Consider the following 19996-nt stretch of genomic DNA (forward strand, 5'->3'; position numbering starts at 1 on the left):
GCGCCACAAGTGATTGCGGTCGGGGTGGCGGTGGCAATGCCGATCCGGAGCCCGCCGTTCCCGGGTAGGCGGGGTGGATCGGTGCGCTTCCGCCATCGACTGCGCGAGTGGCACGCATCACAGGGCAAGAGAGAAGCTCATAACCGTGCTACCAAGTCACTCCGAAGAGTTAACTTCCCGCACTCGGTAGAAGGTTGGGCTCTGAATAGGCACACTGTGCGCGAACCAAGGAGAGGGCGCATGGCACCGCGACAGACCCCAACCATCCTGCAACATCGATTCGGCATCGAACTTCGGCGGCTGCGCGAAGGCGCAGGCATGACCGCCCCTACAGCGGCCGACCTACTGGGCACCGACCGCACGGTCATCTCCAACGTGGAAGCCGGCCGCTTCGGCATCAGCGAAGAGCGCCTGCGTCGACTCGCCAGCATCTACGAATGCAACGATTCGTCCCTGATCGACGCACTGGCTGGACTGACTGGTGGGCGGAAGTCCGGCTGGTGGGAGGAGTACCGGGGCAAGATCCCGCCGGGCTTTCTGGATGTATCAGCACTTGAGCACTACGCCGTGCGCCTACGAACTGTCCAGATCGCACACCTTCCCGGCCTGTTTCATACCGAGGACCACGCACGCGCAATTTTCGAACTCTTCGTCCCACCCATGCCGCGCCTCGAAATCGAACTACGCGTGGCACACCGCTTGGCCCGCCAGGCCGTGGTCACCGGAGAGCACTCGATCCCGTACACCGGCGTGATCCACGAAGCCGCGATCAGGATGCAGATCGGAGGCTTCGGCGTCACGCGCGCTCAGCTGCTGCACCTGCTGGATGCGAGTGAACGCCCCAATGTCACGCTGCACGTCATCCCGTTCGCAGCCGGCGGCTTCCCGCTCCTCGGCGACTCATCCGTCCTGTACGCGGAGGCTCCCAATCAGCATCTGGACACAGTGCAGTTGGACTCACCCACGGGAGCAGTCTTCATCGACTCACCCACGCAACTGGCGAACTTTCGCACCAGGCTGGACATGGTCGAGAAGGTGGCGTTGACTCCCGTGAAGTCCAGGGATTTCATCCGCTCAGTAGTCAGAGAACTGTAAGAGGTGTCTCACGTGTCCGGCCTGCATTGGTTGAAGTCATCGTTCTCCGACGCAGGAGGGAACAACTGCATCGAAGTTGCTGCACTAGAGGGCGAAGATGTCGCGATCCGCGAGAGCGAGAGCCCGGAACGCATCGTCACGACGGACCGGGCCACACTCCGTGCGCTTGTACTCGGACTGAAGTCCAGCAAGGTGGGCTTCGGCTGAACGAGAGACAGCCACTGCCGTGGGACGCCCGCGCGGGGATGTTCCGCCAGCAAGCAAAGAAGTCTGCCTGTATCTGGGACTTCTCGTCCACGCACAGCACGATCGCCCGCTCCGGCGGGTCCAGGTACAGGCCGACGACGTCGCGGACCTTCTCGATGAACTGCGGGTCCTTGGACAGTTTGAAGGTGTCCACCAGGTGCGGTTTGAGGCCGAAGGTCCGCCAGATCCGCGACACCCGCGCTGTTCTGCCAGCGGTGAACACCGGCCCGACCGGGCTCGACGATCGCTACGGTCCAGTCTCATGACGACGGTTACAACGCGTACGGTCGAGTACCCGGCCGACGGTTTGACGATGATCGGGCATCTCGCGCTCCCGGCCGGTGTCGACCGCCGGCCCGCGGTGCTGCTCGGACCAGAGGGCATGGGGCTCAGCGACGTCGAGCGCCGCCGGGCCGATGCTCTCGCTGAGCTGGGATATGTAGCGCTGGCCTTCGACCTTCACGGCGGGCGCTATTTGGGTGACCCCGAGGAGATGCTGGCCCGTTGCATGCCGCTGCTCGCCGATCCCGACCGGATGCGGGGCATCGGCCATGCGGCGCTCGACGTGTTGGGCACCGAACCGCGGACCGACCCCGATCGGATAGCCGCCGTCGGCTACGGCACCGGGGGCGCCATCGCGCTGGAACTCGGGCGCGATGGCGTCAACCTGCGCGCGATCGGGACAGTCAACGCAACTACCACGGGCCGACCGGGCGAGGCGGCGCGCATTCGCTGCCCGGTGTGGGCCGGGGTCGGGTCGGAAGACCCGATCATGCCGCCCTCGCAACGGGACGCGTTCACCGCCGAGATGCAGGCCGCGGGCGTCGACTGGCGCCTCGCGGTCTACGGCGGCGCCTTGCACGCCTTCCACCACCCGCCGGTCGACCACCCCGTGGTCCCCGGCGTCGGCTACCACCCACGGCACGCGCAGCGAGCCTGGCGCGACGTCGTCGACCTGCTCGCCGAGTGCCTGCCCGTGACGGAGGATCTGGTCAGTCCAAGCTCGGCCACCCGCTGACCAGCGCTTACCGGTCACTACGGCATTTCTGGCTCAGCAGCGCCAGGAACTCGCCGCCCGCTATAACAGTGGCCCTTATTGGCAGGATGACAACGCCCAGGCCTACGGCCGTGGCTTCGACAAGAATCTGGACGATGCGAGGAGCGCCCTGAAGTGACCGGCCTGCTGCGAGGGCCTTGGGGAGTGATCCTCATCCTCGCGAACCTGCTCAACGCCTACGTTGCCTACGGCGCACTTGCGACTCAGCCGCAAGCGGCCTGGGACGAACAGACGCTGACGGGTATCGAGTTCGCGTCAGCGCTGCTGATCACGCTCGGCGTCATCACCTCCCTGCTCGCCCTGCTCCCCGTGCGGCAGCGGACGCTCAGCCGCTGGTGGCTGGCGCCGTCACTGATCTTTCTGGCAGTGGGCGCAGCACGCTGGGCGTACATCGTTCACACCTATCCGCAGGGTCCCGGCAGCTGAGTGGCGCAGCAGCCCCATTTCGCGCAGGGCAGTGAACTGCGCGGTACCAGGCGGGGAAGCCCGCAGGCATCACCCGCCACTTGATGCCGTTGTCGACCAGGTAGCGGACAGCGTCGATCATCTGTCGGCCCCCGGCGGAACGGGGAGGCGGACCCCGTCGTACGTACATCACATGCGGACGGTCCGCAGCAGCGGCCTATGACGGCCGCCCCGGCAGTGTCGGCCCCGGCGGTCAGCCGAGGCCGGTCAGCCGGGGCGATCAGCCGGCCGGAGCCGTCTCCCGCCGCGCCGTCGTCGCGATCGTCGCCGAGCCGACCACGCGGGTGCCGTCGTACAGCACGACCGCCTGGCCGGGGGCCACGCCCCGTACCGGTTCGGTGAAGGTGACGTGCAGCGTCCCGTCGACGAGTTCCGCCGTCACCTCGGTCTCGCCGCCGTGGGCGCGGAGCTGGGCGGTGTACGTGCCGGGGCCGGCCGGGGCGGTGCCGCACCAGCGGGGCTTGATGGCGGTGAGCGCGGTGACGTCGAGGGACTCGACCGGGCCGACCGTCACCGTGTTGTTCACCGGGGAGATGTCCAGGACGTAGCGCGGCTTGCCGTCCGGGGCGGGGTGGCCGATGCGCAGGCCCTTGCGCTGGCCGATGGTGAAGCCGAAGGCGCCCTCGTGGGTGCCGACCTTCGTACCCGACTCGTCGACGATGTCGCCCTCGGCCGTGCCGAGCCGGCTCGCCAGGAAGCCCTGGGTGTCGCCGTCGGCGATGAAGCAGATGTCATGGCTGTCGGGCTTCTTGGCGACGGCGAGGCCCCGGCGCTCGGCCTCGGCACGGATCTCGTCCTTGGTGGTGAGGGTGTCACCGAGCGGGAACATCGCGTGAGCGAGCTGCTTCTCGTCCAGGACGCCGAGGACGTACGACTGGTCCTTGGCCATGTCGGAGGCGCGGTGCAGCTCGCGGCTGCCGTCCTCGTTCAGTACGACGGTGGCGTAGTGGCCGGTGCACACGGCGTCGAAGCCGAGGGCGAGGGCCTTGTCGAGCAGCGCGGCGAACTTGATCTTCTCGTTGCAGCGCAGACACGGGTTGGGGGTGCGCCCGGCCTCGTACTCGGCGATGAAGTCGTCCACGACGTCCTCGCGGAAGCGTTCCGCCAGGTCCCAGACGTAGAACGGGATGCCGATGACATCCGCGGCGCGGCGCGCGTCGCGGGAGTCCTCGATCGTGCAACAGCCGCGCGCTCCGGTACGGAAGGACTGCGGGTTCGCGGAGAGGGCGAGGTGCACACCGGTCACGTCATGGCCCGCCTCGGCGGCACGGGCCGCGGCGACGGCGGAGTCGACACCGCCGGACATGGCGGCGAGCACACGGAGGGGGCGCTGGGAAGTCTCAGTCATAGCTCCACCAGAGTACGGGGCGCCGGGAACCGAACGCTCGCGGATATGCGTTGTGGAACACATGGGGACCAAGGGGACGGCGGGCGCCAAGGGCTCCGCGGGGGCGAAGTCCGGGCACGGCATCAGCCGCCGCGGGTTGCTGATCGGCACTGCCGTCACGGCGGTGGGCGCGGCCGCGCTGGCGCGGGAGAAGCTGGAGCGCGCCTGGTGGCGATTGCCCGGGGTGGACAAGCCCCGCACGCCGGGCGAGGTGGACTACGCGCGGGCCGAGTGGATATCGGCGTCCCCGGCGAACTGGCGGCGGGCCGACCGCCCCGCCGACTACCCGATCGACCGGGTAGTCATCCATGTCACCCAGGGCAGCTACCGAGGCGCTGTGAAGGTCTTCCAGGACCCGGGACACGGGGCGGCGGCGCACTATGTGGTGCGCAAGGACGGCCATGTGACGCAGATGATCCGTGAGCTGGATGTGGCGTTCCACGCGGGGAACAGGTCGTACAACGAACGCAGTGTCGGCATCGAGCACGAGGGGTTCGTGGACCGTCCGCAGGACTTCACGGCGGCGATGTACGGGGCGTCGGCGCGGCTGACGGCGGCCATATGCGGGCGGTACGGGATGCCGGTGGACCGCGAGCACATCATCGGGCATGTGGAGGTGCCGGGCACGGACCACACCGATCCGGGTCCGCACTGGGACTGGGACCGGTATCTGAAGCTGGTGCGGGCGGCGGGCGCCCGGTGACAGCGGGGCCGACCGCCCGGTTCAGCTGAGGCCCGCCGTCCGTGCCCGCTCCACCGCCGGGCCGATGGCGCGGGCCACCTCGTCGACGTCCTGTTTGGTGGATGTGTGGCCGAGCGAGAAGCGCAGGGTGCCGCGGGCCAGGTCCGGGTCGGTGCCGGTGGCCAGCAGGACATGGCTCGGCTGGGCGATCCCCGCGGTGCACGCGGAGCCGGTGGAGCATTCGATGCCCTGGGCGTCCAGCAGCAGGAGCAGGGAGTCGCCCTCGCAGCCGGGGAAGGTGAAGTGGGCGTTGGCGGGGAGCCGCCCGCCCGGCGTCGGGTCGCCGCCGAGGACGGCGTCGGGGACGGCTGCCAGCACGGCCGCGACCAGGTCGTCGCGGAGTCCGCCGATCTCGTGGGCGAACTCCTCGCGCCCGTCGGCGGCCAGCCGCCCCGCGACGGCGAAGGCGGCGATGGCGGGCACATCGAGGGTGCCCGAGCGGACGTGCCGCTCCTGGCCGCCGCCGTGGAGCACGGGCACGGGGGTGTACTCGCGGCCGAGCAGCAGCGCGCCGATGCCGAACGGTCCGCCGATCTTGTGCGCGCTGACCGTCATCGCGGCGAGGCCGGACCGGGCGAAGTCGACTTCCAGCTGCCCGAACGCCTGCACCGCGTCGGCATGCATCGGTACGTCGAACTCACGGGCCACGTCGGCCAGTTCACGCACCGACATGATCGTGCCGATCTCGTTGTTGGCCCACATCACGGTGACCAGCGCGACATCGTCGGGGTTACGGAGGATCGCCTCGCGCAGTGCGTCCAGGTGGACGCGTCCGTACGGATCGACGGGGAGGTATTCGACGTTCGCGCCCTCGTGCTCTGCGAGCCAGTCGACGGCGTCCAGCACCGCGTGGTGCTCGACGGGGCTGGCCAGCACCCGGGTGCGGTGGGGGTCGGCAGCGCGGCGGGCCCAGTACAGCCCCTTCACCGCGAGGTTGTCGGCCTCGGTGCCTCCGGAGGTGAAGACCACCTCGCTGGGGCGTGCGCCGAGGGCATCGGCGAGGGTCTCTCTCGACTCCTCGACGGTACGGCGGGCCCGGCGCCCGGCGGCGTGCAGTGAGGACGCGTTACCGGTGACGGCGAGCTGGGCGGTCATCGCCGCGATCGCCTCCGGAAGCATCGGCGTGGTCGCGGCGTGGTCGAGGTAAGCCATGGTGGGCTCGATTCTACGAGCCTGCGGCGGGGCGCATGCCGGGCGCATCGCATGCTGGTCCCCGCGCACCGGACACGGCACTCGGTCGCGGGCCCCGATCCGGAGCCCGATCCGGTCAGGGACGGCGTCGGCGGAGACCGCCGGTGCGGGCCGTTCCGCCGGACGGCGAGCAGAAGGTGGCCGAGGTGGCCCGCCGCCGGTTGAGACTGGTCACCCTCGGCAGACGGCACTGGCTGGACGGTGCGGACGCCTAGGACGATTCCTTCGGATCACCTTGCGGCCGGGTGGGCGTTGGGTGAGCCGCCCCGAGGGGCGCCCCCGGGCGTCGGGGCGGTGCGCCCTCTACCTAGGCTGGCGGCGTGACCAGCCACCTGCCCTCCTGTTCCTGCTGCGGCGACTCCCTTACGGACGAGCGGCGCATCGACGTCGGATTCAACCTGCCCGACGCTGCCCTCACCGCACCCGAAGAGGCCCGGCATCGGCTCGGCCCCTCCGCGCTGCTCCGGGTGGACGGCATCGGCTCCTTCATCCGCTGTCTGCTGCCCGTCCGGCTGACGCACGAGACCGAGCTGGTCCTGGGCATATGGCTGGAGGTCGACGAGGCCACCCTCCGCAAGGCCCACGACCTGTGGGAGGACCACAGTTACGCGGATCTCGCCTTCAGCGGGAGGCTCTCCAACAAGATTCGTCCCTGGGGCGACGACCTGCTGGGCGCCCCGTTCACCGCCCGGGTCGCCGACCCTGAGGAGCTGCCCTACCTCGTCGCCGGCCACCACCCGACAGCCGCCCGCGTCCTGGAAGACACCTGGGACCGGGACCACGTCCTCAGCCGCTTCCCGCACCAGCTCCCCGTCGACGTCCGCACCGGCCTCGGCGACCGCTGGTCCGTCGTCCGCACTGCGGGCCTCACCGCCCGGTTCACCGAAGGAACGGACCAGTTCAACGGGCCGGACCGCAGCGCGGCCGTGACCGTGTTCACCGACGACACCCCGGAACGTACCCCCGAGGACTTCCTCTCCGCACTGCTCGTCGGCGCCCCCGACAAGCTTCCCGCGCAGCGGCTCACCGAGCCTCTGCCCGGCGGCCTCCGCCACGCCTTCTGGCTGACCCCGGACGACCACGGCCGGGAGAGGTACGAGTTCTACGGCTTCGCGGTACCGGCTTCCGGCACCGGCGCCGGGGTCTTCTGCACCCACGAGGACCCCGCCGACCTCGCCTGGGCCCAGCAGGTCTGGCGGTCCCTCGACTGGGCCGGTCCTTCCTGATCCGAAAGAAGGGCCCTCGGGCCCCGGAGTCTCACCCGCCCTCCGCATCCGCCTCCCCGTACAGCGCCACGACCGCCGCCGCGTGACGGGCGAGAACGGTCCGCGCCTCCGGTGGCGAGAGCACTTCGAGGTTCGGGCCGAAGGAGAGCAGGGAGCGGGCCCACTCCACCGAGTCCACGGCCAACTCGGCCCGCACCCAATCCCCTTGCCCCTCGGCCGACGCCCGCTCCCCCTGCTCCTCGGGCCACGGTTCCCCGGTCAGGGCCCCGGCGTGGAGGCGTACGAACAGATCGAGCCGGGAACGGCGCACGCGCACGCGCAGCCGTACACCTCCGGGCCGTTCCTCGACCTGCTTGCGCAGTGCGTCCCACAGATCGGCCAGTTCCACTCCCGGCCGGCGCACAACGGGATCGTCGGTGAGGGTGGCCCGCTGCACCCGGTCCGCCCGGAACAGCCGCGGCACACCGTCCCGGTCCGCCACCAGGTACCAGACGCCCGCTTTCACGACGAGGCCGTACGGATCGACCGTGTAGGTGCGTGGGGTCCGCGTGCCGCTGTGCCGGTAGCTCAGCCGCAACCGCCGGTCGGCGAACACGGCGTCGTGCAGTTCGGCGACATCGACGACCGGTTGCGGGCCGCTCATCCAGCGCACCGGGTCGACCAGGATCCTTCTGCTGGTCAGCTCGGCGGCGGGCCGGTGCGGTGCGGGCAGGGCCGCCATCACCTTGCGCAGCGCGGACCCGAGCGCCGCGTCGAGGCCGAGCGCGGCATGGGCTCCCTGAGCGGCGAGAACGAAGAGGGCGCGCGCCTCGTCGGCGGTGAGCCCGGTGACGTCCGTACGGAATCCCGGCAGCAGCGCGATACCGCCGTGCCGCCCCCGCTCGGCGTAGACGGGGACACCGGAGGCGGAGAGTGCCTCGATGTCGCGGTAGATGGTGCGTACGGAGACTTCGAGGCGCTCGGCGAGCTCGGTGGCGGGCACGAGGCCGCGGGTCTGGAGCAGCAGGAGGATCGAGAGCAGCCGGTCGGATTTCACTCCACCAGCTTCCCCCCTGGCCCTCCGCGCCCCGCCCGCCGCTCCCGTGCGGCTATGCGCGCGGCGCTCGCGCCAGTTGGCGGGACTGGGCCACCAGCCGGTCCGCGCTGTCCCAGACGTCCGCGTCCTCCTCCAGGAAGCCGCCCGCGAGATTGCGGGTGGTGATGGAGACGCGCAGCGGGCCGGGGGCGGGGCGGCAACGGCCGCCAGCACGGCCGCGACCAGGTCGTCGCGGAGTCCGCCGATCTCGTGGGCGAACTCCTCGCGCCCGTCGGCGGCCAGCCGCCCCGCGACGGCGAAGGCGGCGATGGCGGGCACATCGAGGGTGCCCGAGCGGACGTGCCGCTCCTGGCCGCCGCCGTGGAGCACGGGCACGGGGGTGTACTCGCGGCCGAGCAGCAGCGCGCCGATGCCGAACGGTCCGCCGATCTTGTGCGCGCTGACCGTCATCGCGGCGAGGCCGGACCGGGCGAAGTCGACTTCCAGCTGCCCGAACGCCTGCACCGCGTCGGCATGCATCGGTACGTCGAACTCACGGGCCACGTCGGCCAGTTCACGCACCGACATGATCGTGCCGATCTCGTTGTTGGCCCACATCACGGTGACCAGCGCGACATCGTCGGGGTTACGGAGGATCGCCTCGCGCAGTGCGTCCAGGTGGACGCGTCCGTACGGATCGACGGGGAGGTATTCGACGTTCGCGCCCTCGTGCTCTGCGAGCCAGTCGACGGCGTCCAGCACCGCGTGGTGCTCGACGGGGCTGGCCAGCACCCGGGTGCGGTGGGGGTCGGCAGCGCGGCGGGCCCAGTACAGCCCCTTCACCGCGAGGTTGTCGGCCTCGGCGCCTCCGGAGGTGAAGACCACCTCGCTGGGGCGTGCGCCGAGGGCATCGGCGAGGGTCTCTCTCGACTCCTCGACGGTACGGCGGGCCCGGCGCCCGGCGGCGTGCAGTGAGGACGCGTTACCGGTGACGGCGAGCTGGGCGGTCATCGCCGCGATCGCCTCCGGAAGCATCGGCGTGGTCGAGGTAAGCCATGGTGGGCTCGATTGTACGAGCGTGCTGTGGGGCTTCAAGGCCCTGCGCAGGGTCAGCCCCGACCCCAGTCGCATCACGAGAATCGCCGCCGTAGCCCTCGTTCTGCTCCAGCTCGAGTACGGCCGCACCATCTGATCAATCACGCAACGTCATGATCTGTTTCTGACAAAGACTCATTGATCGGTATCCCCCTGGGCGGGCAGGTGGCCGAATCCGGCCCGGGAGCGGAATGGACTCGGGGGCGGAGTCCCACCGCTTTGAACTGTTCATGCACCCTCCCGCCCCCTCCACCTGCATCGCTGTCAGGGCACAGGACTTTAGGCCCGTCCGGTTCGGGACCCTTGACTCGATCATGAAGCAGGAAGCCCCAATATCTTTACAAGTTCTTGACTTCTTTTTTACGGGAGGGGATTCTTCTTGTTCAGCACAGCCATGTCCGGATCCAGGTGGTTCGCGACCACCGGTCTGGTGCTCGCCGGCCTTCTGGCCGTCGATGTGGCGGCTCCAGCCGCCGCGCTCGCAGCGGCCACCGCCCCGCGTCCGACAGGCACACCGCGGCCTCAGGACGACGTCACCTCGGCGCTGCTTCGCGCACGCCTGGAGGGCAAGCGCGTCGAGGTCGTAGGGGAACGCACCGAGACCCGAACCCTGTGGGCCGACCCGAGCGGCACCCTGACCGAGGACCAGGCCGCCGGCCCAGTCCGCTTCCGGAACGCCGACGGCTCGTGGACCGCGGTCGACATCAATCTTGCCAAGGCAGCCGACGGCACGGTCGAGGCGAAGGCGCACCCGCTGGGCCTCACTCTCGGTGGGGCCACCCCCGCACGGGCCGACGAACCGGCCACCCGTCGACTGCGGGCCGCGGAGCCGGTCGCCGCCTCGACGCCGCTGGTGACGCTGACCTCGCCAGAGGGCAGTCGCGTCGAGCTGGGCTGGCGAGGTGCGCTGACCGCGCCCCGCATCGCCGGCACCCGGGCCACCTACCCCGATGCGCTGCCGTACGCCGACCTCGTGGTCTCGGCCACCCGTACCGGCTTCGAGCAGTTCCTCGTCCTCAAGTCCCGCCAGGCCGTTGACGGCGCGGACGCTCTGCGGATGACGCTCACGGCCAAGGGCCTGACCGCCAAGGCCGACAGCGACGGCGGGGTGGCTTTCACCGACAGCAAGACCGGCAAGCCCGCGGGTATCCTGCCCGCTCCCGTGATGTGGGACGCGCGCGCCGACGTACGCTCCGGGGAACATCCGCACCGCGCGCCCGTCGCCATGGAGGTGACGCAGGAGGGCGACCGGGTCGACCTCGCGCTCACCCCCGACGCCGCGTTCCTCGCTGATCCGGCCACGCAGTTCCCCGTCACCGTCGACCCGGCGGTCAACCTGCTCACCACGTTCACCACCTTCGTCCAGGAGGGCTACGGAACCGACCAGTCCACCGCCACCGAACTCAAGCTCGGCAATAACGGCTCGGGACAGGTCGCGCGGTCCTTTCTCCGCTTCGACACCAAGCCGGTGAAGGGCAAGGACGTCACGTCGGCGACGCTGAAGCTGTGGAACCACCACTCGTGGTCCTGCCAGGCCCGCGACTGGGAGGTCTGGGACACCAGCACGCCCACCACCGCCACCCGCTGGACCAACCAGCCCAACTGGAACCGCAAGTGGGCCACGTCCAGCCAGACCAAGGGCTTCGGCGCGGGCTGTGACGACGGCTGGGTCGCCGCCGATGTGACCACCCTGGCCCGGGCCTGGGCGTCCAACGCGAACGCCGAGAACACGCTCGGCATCCGGGCGACGGACGAGAAGGACTCCTTCGCCTGGAAGCGCTTCAACTCCCGCAACGCGGCCAAGAACGTGCCCGTCCTGTCGGTGACGTACAACAACCCGCCGGGAGCGCCGACCGCCGTCGCGCTCTCCCCGTCCTCGTACAACACCTTCAACAAGCGCACGTACGCCACCTCGTTGACGCCGACCTTCGCCGCGAAGGTCGCCGACCCCGACGGCGGCACGGTGCGGGCCCAGTTCGAGGTCACCGCGGATCCGGCGTTCAACGACGCCGGCGCCTACAGCTGGACCGGTACCAGCGGCGCCGTCGCCTCCGGCGGCACCGCCAAGCTGGCCCTGCCCGCCGACAAGAAGCTCGGCGCGTTCGGCTACCGCGTGCGCACCCGCGCGTACGACGGCTCCGCGTACGGCCCCTGGAGCGCCTACCTCCCGTTCCGGGTGAACACCGCCAATCCCGCCGCGCCACAGATCAGCTGCGAGGGCTTCCCGCGCGACCAGTGGACCGACAGGACCGGCGAGATCAGCTGCACCCTCACCACCACGTCGACCGACGGCCGCGGCTACCTGTGGGGCCTCGACGACCCCAACACCCCGCAGCAGGTCAACGACCCCGCCGGCACCGGCGGCAAGCCGCAGACCGTCAAGATCAAGCCCGCCAAAGGCTGGCACACCCTGAACGCCCGCACCGTGGACTCCGCCGGCCTGCTGTCCGGCGTGACCGCCCACCAGTTCGGCGTCGGTCCCAAGCCGACCGTCCTGCCCGTCCCGGACGTGCCGACCGCGCTCCAGGAAGGCGCTGAGCACACAACCACACCCCTGCTGTCCGGTGTGCTGACAGCCGGCAACCGCGCATACGTGCGCGGCGAATTCACGCTGTTCGACGCCGCCGGCTCGGCCATGGGCAACGTACAACTGCCGCCGTCTTTCGAGAACAGCGGCAACCGCGTCGCCACGATGATCCCCGAGGGCACGCTGGTGCCCGGACGCGCCTACCAGTGGGCGATGCGGGCCTGCGGTGACGCGGCCTGCTCTCCGTGGACGGCCAAGCGCACCTTTACTGCCAAGACACCCGCCGCCATACCGGCCCCACAGGTCCGCACCGTCGACATATCCGGCGCCGCCCTGCGCGACGCCACCGCACCCGTCGGCGACGCCGACTGCGGCGGCACCCCGTGCGCAGCCGTCGAAGACGGCACCCTGCGCGTCGGGACCCCCGGCGGCACAGCCTGGCGCAGCTGGCTCCACGCCGATCTGTCGGCCCTTCCCGCCGGCGCCCGGATCACCGACGCCCGACTGAAACTGCACCGGGCCGACTGCACGGACGACAGCAGCACCTGCGCCGAACCCGCAGCCACCGTCCTCGACCTCGCCGAGGCATGGGACGCCTCCCTCAGCGGTCAGGAGCTCGCCACCGCCGCCAACGAAGAGCCGCTCCTCAACGACGACGAACTCCCCGCCACGCTCAGTGACCTCAATCTCGGCTCGCTCGTCGCGGACTGGCTGGCCGGCACAGACAACCACGGCCTGAGCCTCCAGCTCGGCGACGAGAAAACCGCCGCCCCCGGAATCGTCTACCACTCCTCGCGCGCCGCCGATCTGGCACTGCGCCCGGTCCTGACGGTGTCCTACATCCCCTCCGGCGCCCCTGGCAGCCCCGAGAACGTCAAGGCCGTCCCGGCCGACCACGGTCTGCTGGCCACCTGGAACCCGCCGAACGACCCCGGCGCCGCGACAGACACTCTCACCTACACCGTGACCGTCCACCAAGGCGCCTCCGAGGTCGCCCGCACCACCACGCAGGACACCCGCGCTGTCTTCGACACCCTCACCAACGGCGCCGACCACACCGTGACAGTCACCGCAACCTCGGCCTTCGGCACCTCCGGGCCAACCCGGTCCTCGACCGCGAAGCCCGTCGCCGTGACCGATCAGGAGCGCTACGTCAAGGCCGTCCGCGACTACCTCGCCGCGCGCGCCGGTGTCCTCAAGGGCGCCCACACGACCATCGAGCAGGCCACCACGAGCAGCCCGAACGGCGCCATGTTCCGGGACCTGCTCGCCGAGCAGTTGCCTGATCTGGCCGACCGCCGCGAGGCATACGCCCGCCACAACCGTCGCTTCACCGAGGTCACCAGCACGTTCGACAACGTCCTGACCGGCCCCGGCCCCGACAACTCCGTGGTGGTACGCGGCACCCTCGCCGAGCACAGCGTGCTCACCCACACCGACGGCACCCAGGAACCGGAAGAAGGCGAACTGCCCGGCCGTTTCGTCTTCAACGGCGGCGTCCTGCGCCAAGAGGCCGACGACGCAGCCGTCGAAGTCACCCTGCCGTCGACGGGCGACGCCGTGCGGGACGCCACCGTCGCCCCTCCCGCCGAGGACAGCATCGACGACATCCCGACGGGCGAGGAAGAGACCCTCCCGATCGAGCTGGACGCCGACGGCATGCCCGTCGACGAGCCCGTGCCCGCCGCCGGAGCGCCCGGCGCGCTGCGCGCCGCTCCCAACCACTCGGGCACCGTGACCTGGGCCAAGCGCAACGTCAAAATCAAGTGGGACTATGGCACCGACTGCGCGAACTTCGTCTCCAAGGCGCTGCACTGGGGCGGAAAGATGCAGCAGCGCAAGGGCGGTCGCAAGAATGCCTCACGCTGGTTCCGCAACAACATCGGCCCAATCCGCCTCGACAGTTACACCTGGGCCGCCGCAGCCAACCTGCGCCAGCACCTGAAGAACCACCGGGGCGGCCGGGAGATCTCGCGATACGACGCCCGTCCGGGCGACATCATCTTTGGCTACTACCGATCGTCCAAGAAGTGGAACCACACCGGAGTGGTCACGTCCGCCAAGGGGGGCAACATCAACATCACCCAGCACGGCACAGCCGCCCACACGACACTGAACCAGTGGTTCAAGCGCAACAAGAATCTCAGTGCCATCAGCATCATCCGTCCGGGGAAGCGCAGTTGAGGCGGGCATACGGGGCGGTCGGCCTGATGGGAGCAGCGGTGCTGGTCCTCGGCGGGTGTGACGCCCTGAACACGGACAAGACGCCCGACCGCGTCAGGAACGGCACCTCCGAGCTCGACCTGACGGTCACCGGCCGCCCCACCCCCGGCAGCCTCTCCATCACGGAACAGGTCCTGGCGCGGCTCAAGGCCCGGGACGTCGGCGGCCTGGCCGATCTCGCGGCGGAGGACAAAGGCTCGAAGGGCGACGCGAAACGCTGGGTGACCCGCTGGGGCAAGGCCGCCCAGCACCCGGTCACGGCCCACTTCCTCCTGGGCGAGAAGGAGAGCACCGTCGACGTCCGCTTCACCGGTGAGCGCGCCGCTTTGTCACTCCTGCTGAAGGACAACGGCTACGACGACGAGTACAGAGTCGTCCTGAGCGAAAACGACTGAGAACACGCGATGAGGGCTGCGGGCCCCGCCGGGGCAGCCGCCCGGCGGGGCCCGCAGCCGTGATCGGACCTGCTCAGCCTTTCGCTGCCTCCCGGCTGTTCGGGCTCCTGGCACAGGGCTTCACCCGTCCTCCTCCTCCTGCCGCTCCACACCGCTATGCGCGCGGTGCTCGCGCCAGTTGGCGGGACTGGGCCACCAGCCGGTCCGCGCTGTCCCAGACGTCCGCGTCCTCCTCCAGGAAGCCGCCCGCGAGATTGCGGGTGGTGATGGAGACGCGCAGCGGGCCGGGGGCGGGGCGGCAGCGGATGTGGGTGGTGAGTTCGATGGTCGGCGTCCAGCCCTTGAGGCCCAGCTCGAACGAGGTGGGCGGCAGCGCGTCGACGGTGAGCAGGAGCGAGAGCGGATCGGCGTCGCGGCCGTCCGCGAGGCCGAACCAGCCGCGCATCTCGCCCTTGCCGGAGGGGGCGCCGACGGCCCAGCCGATCGTCGCCGGGTCGAGTTTGATGTCGAGCCGCTCGGTGATGGCGGAGCTGCCGGGGATCGGGGCCGGGCCGTCGCTCGGGCCGAGGCAGTGCTCCAGCGGCGGGATGGCCGGCGGCTTCGCCGATGTGCGTACCTCGTCGGACAGTGCGTCCAGATCGCCGTAGGTGGCGATGACGCGGATGCGCTCGACCTCGGTGCCGTCCTCCGCGTACTGGAAGAGGGAGGCCTGGCCGGTGGAGAGGGTGCGGCCGGTTCGGACCGTCTGGGTGCGGATCACCGCGGGGCCCGGGACGGATGCGGTGAGGTAGTGCGCGGAGACCGAGAAGGGGTCGGGGTGCGGCAGGGCCTCACCGAGCGCACGGCCGAGCACGGCCAGCAGATAACCGCCGTTGACGGCCTGGATGATCGTCCATCCGGCGGAGAGCTCGGCGTCGTAGACGCCTTCCTCGCGAAGGGTGACGGCGGTGTCGCGGTCGAACTCGCTGTTCCCGATGGTTACCTGCGCGGCCTGAGCCGTCTGCGCTGCTGCCTGTGCCATGCGATGCACCGTACACCGATTGTATTACTAAGCGGTAGCTTTTAGATGCCCGGAAGATGTCGGCGCACGGTGCGGAACCCTTTCCCGGCCCACCTCGCGAAGCCCCGCCGCAGCGCCCCTCGCGTACCAGGTCGCGCGGCCCCGTGCCGTGGTACCCGGCGAACAGCGGCCTCGGCAGTCGGCCCTTGATCCGCGCCCCGCCCTCGTAATTCCTCCTGTGCGTGGGCAGGCGCGAAGTCGCGTCAGGTGGCCGCGGGGCCCTCCTCGGCCGTCGCCGACCGCCGGTTGTAGGCGCGCGGGGCCCGCCAGTGGTAGCGCATCGCCAGCAGCCGCAGCACGAAGGCCACGATGACCGCGGTGCCGCTGGTGAACGCGTTGAGCGTGCCGAAGCGGATACACAGCACGATCATGGTGGCGCCGACCATCGCGGGTACCGCGTACAGGTCTCGGTCCCAGCGCAGCAGCGAAGGCACCTCATTGGCCAGTACGTCGCGCAGCACACCGCCGCCGACCGCGGTGGCCAGCCCCAGGGCCGCCGACGCGGTGAGGCCGAGGCCGTAGTCGTACGCCTTGACCGTGCCCGTGACGCAGAACAGCCCGAGGCCGGCAGCGTCGAAGACATTGACGCCCACCTGGATCCGTTCGACGTGCGGATGCAGGAAGAACACCAGGCCGGCGGCGAGGAGCGGGGTGGTGAAGTAGCCGAGATCCGTGAACGCCGCGGGCGGGACCGCCCCGATGACGATGTCACGGAAGAGCCCCCCGCCCAGCGCGGTCACCTCGGCGAGTACCGCGATGCCGAAGACATCGAAGTTCTTGCGTACGGCGAGCAGAGCGCCGGAGATCGCGAAGACGAAGATTCCGACGATGTCGAGCGCATGCTGGACGGAGGGCGTGAACAGTTCGTTGAGCACCGGGCAATTGTGCCGGTACTACTCCTTCGGGCTGTCCTCCGGCGTATCGGACGATGTGACGCCGTCATCCGCGGCGGTCTCGTCGGCCTCCGGCTTCTGCACCGTGACGATCTCGATCGCCTCGCGCGCCGCCGCCGTCACCGTCTCGCCGGGTACCTGGTCGGGCGCGTTCTCCGGGTGGTGGCAGGCCACCTGGTGCCCGGTCTTCAGCGCGACCAGCGGCGGCTCCTGCGTCTTGCAGACCTGCGTCGCCTTCCAGCACCGGGTGTGGAAACGGCAGCCGCTGGGCGGCGAGATCGGCGACGGCACGTCGCCCTTCAGCAGGATGCGCTCGCTCTTGGCCGAGCGGCGCTTCGGGTCCGGGATCGGGACCGCCGAGAGCAGCGCCTTGGTGTACGGGTGCATCGGCGCCTTGTAGAGCGACTCGCGGTCCGCCAGCTCCACGATCTTGCCGAGGTACATCACCGCGATCCGGTCCGAGACGTGCCGTACGACCGAGAGGTCATGGGCGATGATCACGTAGGTCAGGCCGAGCTCGGTCTGGAGGTCGTCGAGCAGGTTCACGACCTGCGCCTGGATCGAGACGTCCAGCGCCGACACCGGCTCGTCCGCCACGACCAGCTTGGGGTTGAGCGCGAGCGCGCGGGCGATGCCGATGCGCTGGCGCTGGCCGCCGGAGAACTCGTGCGGATAGCGGTTGTAGTGCTCGGGGTTGAGACCCACGACCTCCAGCAGCCGCTGCACCTCCTTCTTGACGCCGCCCTCGGGCGTGACGCCCTGCAGCTTGAAGGGGGCCGACACGATCGTGCCGATCGTGTGCCGGGGGTTCAGCGAGGAGAACGGGTCCTGGAAGATCATCTGCATGTCGCGGCGCATCGGGCGCATGGCGCCGACGCCGAGGTGCGTGATGTCCCTCCCCTCGAACTCGATCTCCCCCGCGGTGGGTTCGAGCAGCCGGGTGATCAGCCGGCCCATCGTCGACTTTCCGCAGCCGGACTCCCCGACGACGCCCAGGGTCTCGCCCGAGTGCACCTCGAAGTCGATCCCGTCGACGGCCTTCACCGCACCGGCGCTGCGCTGCAGCAGCCCCTTCTTGAGGGGGAAGTGCTTCTGCAGTCCGGTCACCTTGAGCAGCACTTCGCGGGAGACCGCGTCCTTGACCGTCCCGCCGCCCCCGGCAGGCCTCTGCGCCGGAACGTCCACGCCCTTGTCCTCGCTCGTCACGGCCTTGTCCTCGCTCACAGCTTGGGCGCAATCTCTTCGGTCCAGATACGCTCCCGCTGCTCCTGCGACATGTGGCAGGCCGCCCAGTGCCGGCTGCCGACCTCCTGCAGCTCGGGCCGTACGGTGCGGGTCACGTCGTCCTTGGGTACATCCGCGTACGGGCAGCGCGGGTTGAAGGCGCAGCCCGACGGGATGTTGATGAGCGACGGCGGGGAACCCTTGACCGGGATGAGCCGGTCGGTCTGGTCGCGGTCGAGGCGCGGCATCGAGCCCAGCAGACCCCAGGTGTAGGGGTGCCGGGGCTCGTAGAACACCTTCTCGGCCGGTCCGCGCTCGACGCAGCGCCCGCCGTACATCACCAGGATGTCGTCGGCGAGCTCGGCCACGACGCCCAGGTCGTGGGTGATGACGATGACCGCGGAGCCGAACTCCTTCTGCAGATCCCGGATCAGGTCGAGGATCTGTGCCTGGACGGTCACGTCCAGCGCGGTCGTCGGCTCGTCGGCGATCAGCAGCTCGGGGTTGTTGACCAGCGACATGGCGATCATCGCGCGCTGGCGCATTCCGCCGGAGAACTCGTGCGGGTAGCTGTCGACGCGCTTGTCGGGCTGCGGGATGCCGACCCGGTCGAGCATCTCGATCGCACGCTTGCGGGCGGTCTTCTTGTCCACGTCGTGATGGACGCGGTACGCCTCCACGATCTGCTTGCCGATCGTGTAGTACGGGTGCAGCGCGGACAGCGGGTCCTGGAAGATCATGGCCATGTCGCGGCCGCGCAGCTTGCGCACCTCGTCCGGGTCCGCGGACAGCAGTTCCTTGCCGTCCAGCCAGATCTCGCCGGAGACCTGTGCCTTGCGCTTGCCGTACTGGCCGGCGGTGTGCAGGCCCATGATGCCCAGCGAGGTGACGGACTTGCCGGAGCCGGACTCGCCGACGATGCCGAGGGTCTTGCCCTTCTCCAGCTGGAAGTTGAGCCCGTCGACGGACTTGACCAGACCGTCGTCGGTCGGGAAGTGCACCTTGAGGTCGCGCACTTCGAGGAAGGCGGTGGGAGCGGGCGAGCCGGCCGGGGCAGGTTCGCCCAGCGCGGCACCGCTCTTGTGCAGTTCGGTCATCCCAGCCTCACTCGCGGGTCGATGACGGCGTACAGAATATCGACGACGAGGTTGGCGACGGCGATCGCGAGAGCCGCGAACAGTGTGACGCCGAGGATCACGGGCAGGTCCTTGTTGCTGATGGCCTGGACCGCCGCGAGCCCGAGCCCCGGCAGGTTGAACGTGGACTCGGTGAGGACGGCGCCACCGAGGAGCACGCCGATGTCGAGACCGAAGACGGTGAGGATCGGCGTCATCGCGGAACGCAGGGCGTGCCGGGTGATGACGGTGCCCTCGCCCAGACCCTTGGCGCGGGCGGTGCGGATGTAGTCCTCGCCGAGCACTTCGAGCATGGTGGCTCTGGTGAGCCGGGCATACATCGCGGCGTTCAGGAAGGCGAGCACGATCCACGGCAGGATCAGTGTCTGGAACCAGGTGCCTATGCCGTCGTCCGTGGAGAGGTTGTCGGCGATGTGCACCCAACCGAGGTTGTGCACGAACAGGCCCATCGCGACCATGCCGGTGAAGAAGATCGGCAGGGAGACGCCGGCGAGGGCGGTGGTCATCGCGGCACGGTCCCAGATGCTGCCGCGCCGGAGCGCGGACACGACACCGGTGGCGACACCGCCGAGGAGCCACAGGACACAGGCACCGGCGGCGAGCGCGCCGGTGACGGGCAGGGCGTCCTTGAGGGTGGTCCAGACCGGGACCTCGGTGCGGAAGGAGTAGCCGAAGCAGGGCGCGGCGCAGTGGGTGACGTCGTCACCGTTCGCGTAGTCGCGCCCCATCGGGATGCCCTTGACGAAGTCCCAGAACTGGACGAGGAGGGGGTCGTCGAGACCCAGTTTGATCCGGATGCCCGCGAGCTGCTCGGCACCCGTGGCCTTGCCGGCGAAGAGGACGGCGACGTCCTGACCCGCCCACTTGGGCAGCATGAAGAAGATGGTGAAGGTCGCGAGCAGTACGACGAGCACCATGATGACTACGGCGAACAGGCGCCGGATGAGATAAGCAAGCACTGTGCGCGGCCCGCCGGTGGCCGGGAACCCCTTGTGGGGGCTCCCGGCCACCGCCCCGGG

Annotated in this window: 16 protein-coding genes and 4 pseudogenes; 9 read left to right on the forward strand and 11 right to left on the reverse strand. The window is 69.9% G+C overall.

The window, feature by feature from the left end; translation table 11 throughout:
- Positions 1 to 240 precede the first annotated feature (240 nt).
- On the forward strand, positions 241 to 1095 hold the full coding sequence (locus OG609_RS11940) for a helix-turn-helix domain-containing protein (RefSeq protein WP_327272786.1): 855 nt from the start codon (positions 241 to 243) through the stop codon (positions 1093 to 1095).
- Between the two features lie 12 nt (positions 1096 to 1107).
- Complete coding sequence (locus tag OG609_RS11945) at positions 1108 to 1302, forward strand: DUF397 domain-containing protein (RefSeq protein WP_327272787.1); 195 nt, start codon at positions 1108 to 1110, stop codon at positions 1300 to 1302.
- Positions 1303 to 1366: 64 nt separating this feature from the next.
- On the opposite strand, the pseudogene OG609_RS11950 reads toward OG609_RS11945, so the two are convergent.
- Positions 1367 to 1537, reverse strand: a pseudogene (locus OG609_RS11950) (IS630 family transposase); the annotation flags it as partial.
- Between the two features lie 66 nt (positions 1538 to 1603).
- On the opposite strand from OG609_RS11950, the gene OG609_RS11955 reads away from it, so the two are divergent.
- Together OG609_RS11955 and OG609_RS11960 are read left to right on the forward strand one after the other, a co-directional pair.
- Positions 1604 to 2359: a dienelactone hydrolase family protein gene (locus OG609_RS11955; RefSeq protein WP_327272788.1), complete on the forward strand. Its 756-nt coding sequence runs from the start codon at positions 1604 to 1606 to the stop codon at positions 2357 to 2359.
- A gap of 153 nt (positions 2360 to 2512) precedes the next feature.
- On the forward strand, positions 2513 to 2824 hold the full coding sequence (locus OG609_RS11960) for a hypothetical protein (protein WP_327272789.1): 312 nt from the start codon (positions 2513 to 2515) through the stop codon (positions 2822 to 2824).
- Positions 2825 to 3083: 259 nt separating this feature from the next.
- Here the strand turns inward: OG609_RS11960 and mnmA are convergent, their stop codons facing one another.
- Entirely contained in the window at positions 3084 to 4211 is a 1128-nt protein-coding gene (mnmA, locus tag OG609_RS11965; RefSeq protein ID WP_327272790.1) for a tRNA 2-thiouridine(34) synthase MnmA, read from the reverse strand.
- Between the two features lie 61 nt (positions 4212 to 4272).
- On the opposite strand from mnmA, the gene OG609_RS11970 reads away from it, so the two are divergent.
- Positions 4273 to 4953 (forward strand): N-acetylmuramoyl-L-alanine amidase, encoded by a 681-nt coding sequence (locus tag OG609_RS11970; protein WP_327272791.1) that lies wholly within the window; start codon positions 4273 to 4275, stop codon positions 4951 to 4953.
- A gap of 21 nt (positions 4954 to 4974) precedes the next feature.
- Here OG609_RS11970 and OG609_RS11975 read toward each other — a convergent pair whose 3' ends face one another.
- Positions 4975 to 6144, reverse strand: a complete 1170-nt coding sequence (locus OG609_RS11975) for a cysteine desulfurase family protein (protein WP_327272792.1) — start codon at positions 6142 to 6144, stop codon at positions 4975 to 4977.
- A gap of 359 nt (positions 6145 to 6503) precedes the next feature.
- Here OG609_RS11975 and OG609_RS11980 point away from each other — a divergent pair, with 359 nt between their 5' ends.
- Positions 6504 to 7409: a DUF2199 domain-containing protein gene (locus OG609_RS11980; protein ID WP_327272793.1), complete on the forward strand. Its 906-nt coding sequence runs from the start codon at positions 6504 to 6506 to the stop codon at positions 7407 to 7409.
- A gap of 31 nt (positions 7410 to 7440) precedes the next feature.
- Here OG609_RS11980 and OG609_RS11985 read toward each other — a convergent pair whose 3' ends face one another.
- The 3 genes and pseudogenes from OG609_RS11985 to OG609_RS11995 form a co-directional block, all read right to left on the reverse strand.
- Entirely contained in the window at positions 7441 to 8445 is a 1005-nt protein-coding gene (locus OG609_RS11985) for a helix-turn-helix transcriptional regulator (RefSeq protein WP_327278017.1), read from the reverse strand.
- 52 nt (positions 8446 to 8497) lie between these two features.
- Positions 8498 to 8647 (reverse strand): annotated as a pseudogene (locus OG609_RS11990) (thioesterase family protein); the annotation flags it as partial.
- Positions 8605 to 9459, reverse strand: a pseudogene (locus OG609_RS11995) (cysteine desulfurase family protein); the annotation flags it as partial. The pseudogenes OG609_RS11990 and OG609_RS11995, both read right to left, overlap by 43 nt.
- Here OG609_RS11995 and OG609_RS46180 point away from each other — a divergent pair.
- The 3 genes and pseudogenes from OG609_RS46180 to OG609_RS12010 form a co-directional block, all read left to right on the forward strand.
- A pseudogene (locus OG609_RS46180) lies at positions 9443 to 9616 on the forward strand (IS5/IS1182 family transposase); the annotation flags it as partial. The pseudogenes OG609_RS11995 and OG609_RS46180 sit on opposite strands and share 17 nt — an antisense overlap.
- A 297-nt stretch (positions 9617 to 9913) precedes the next feature.
- Positions 9914 to 14230: a DNRLRE domain-containing protein gene (locus OG609_RS12005; protein ID WP_327272794.1), complete on the forward strand. Its 4317-nt coding sequence runs from the start codon at positions 9914 to 9916 to the stop codon at positions 14228 to 14230.
- Positions 14227 to 14664 (forward strand): hypothetical protein, encoded by a 438-nt coding sequence (locus OG609_RS12010; protein WP_327272795.1) that lies wholly within the window; start codon positions 14227 to 14229, stop codon positions 14662 to 14664. Before OG609_RS12005 ends, OG609_RS12010 begins: the two co-directional genes overlap by 4 nt.
- 154 nt (positions 14665 to 14818) lie before the next feature.
- Here the strand turns inward: OG609_RS12010 and OG609_RS12015 are convergent, their stop codons facing one another.
- From OG609_RS12015 to OG609_RS12035, 5 genes are all read right to left on the reverse strand, one after another.
- A complete protein-coding gene (locus tag OG609_RS12015; protein WP_327272796.1) occupies positions 14819 to 15685 on the reverse strand; it encodes a thioesterase family protein in 867 nt (288 codons plus the stop codon).
- Positions 15686 to 15927: 242 nt separating this feature from the next.
- The gene (locus OG609_RS12020; protein WP_327272797.1) at positions 15928 to 16599 is read right to left on the reverse strand and encodes a trimeric intracellular cation channel family protein; all 672 of its coding nucleotides are present in this window, start codon (positions 16597 to 16599) and stop codon (positions 15928 to 15930) included.
- Positions 16600 to 16617: 18 nt separating this feature from the next.
- A complete protein-coding gene (locus OG609_RS12025) occupies positions 16618 to 17802 on the reverse strand; it encodes an ABC transporter ATP-binding protein (protein WP_442818072.1) in 1185 nt (394 codons plus the stop codon).
- Positions 17803 to 17837: 35 nt separating this feature from the next.
- Positions 17838 to 18938, reverse strand: a complete 1101-nt coding sequence (locus OG609_RS12030) for an ABC transporter ATP-binding protein (RefSeq protein ID WP_327272799.1) — start codon at positions 18936 to 18938, stop codon at positions 17838 to 17840.
- Entirely contained in the window at positions 18935 to 19936 is a 1002-nt protein-coding gene (locus tag OG609_RS12035; protein ID WP_327278018.1) for an ABC transporter permease, read from the reverse strand. Before OG609_RS12035 ends, OG609_RS12030 begins: the two co-directional genes overlap by 4 nt.
- Positions 19937 to 19996 lie beyond the last annotated feature (60 nt).

This window comes from Streptomyces sp. NBC_01224 (assembly GCF_036002945.1).
GTDB lineage: Bacteria > Actinomycetota > Actinomycetes > Streptomycetales > Streptomycetaceae > Streptomyces.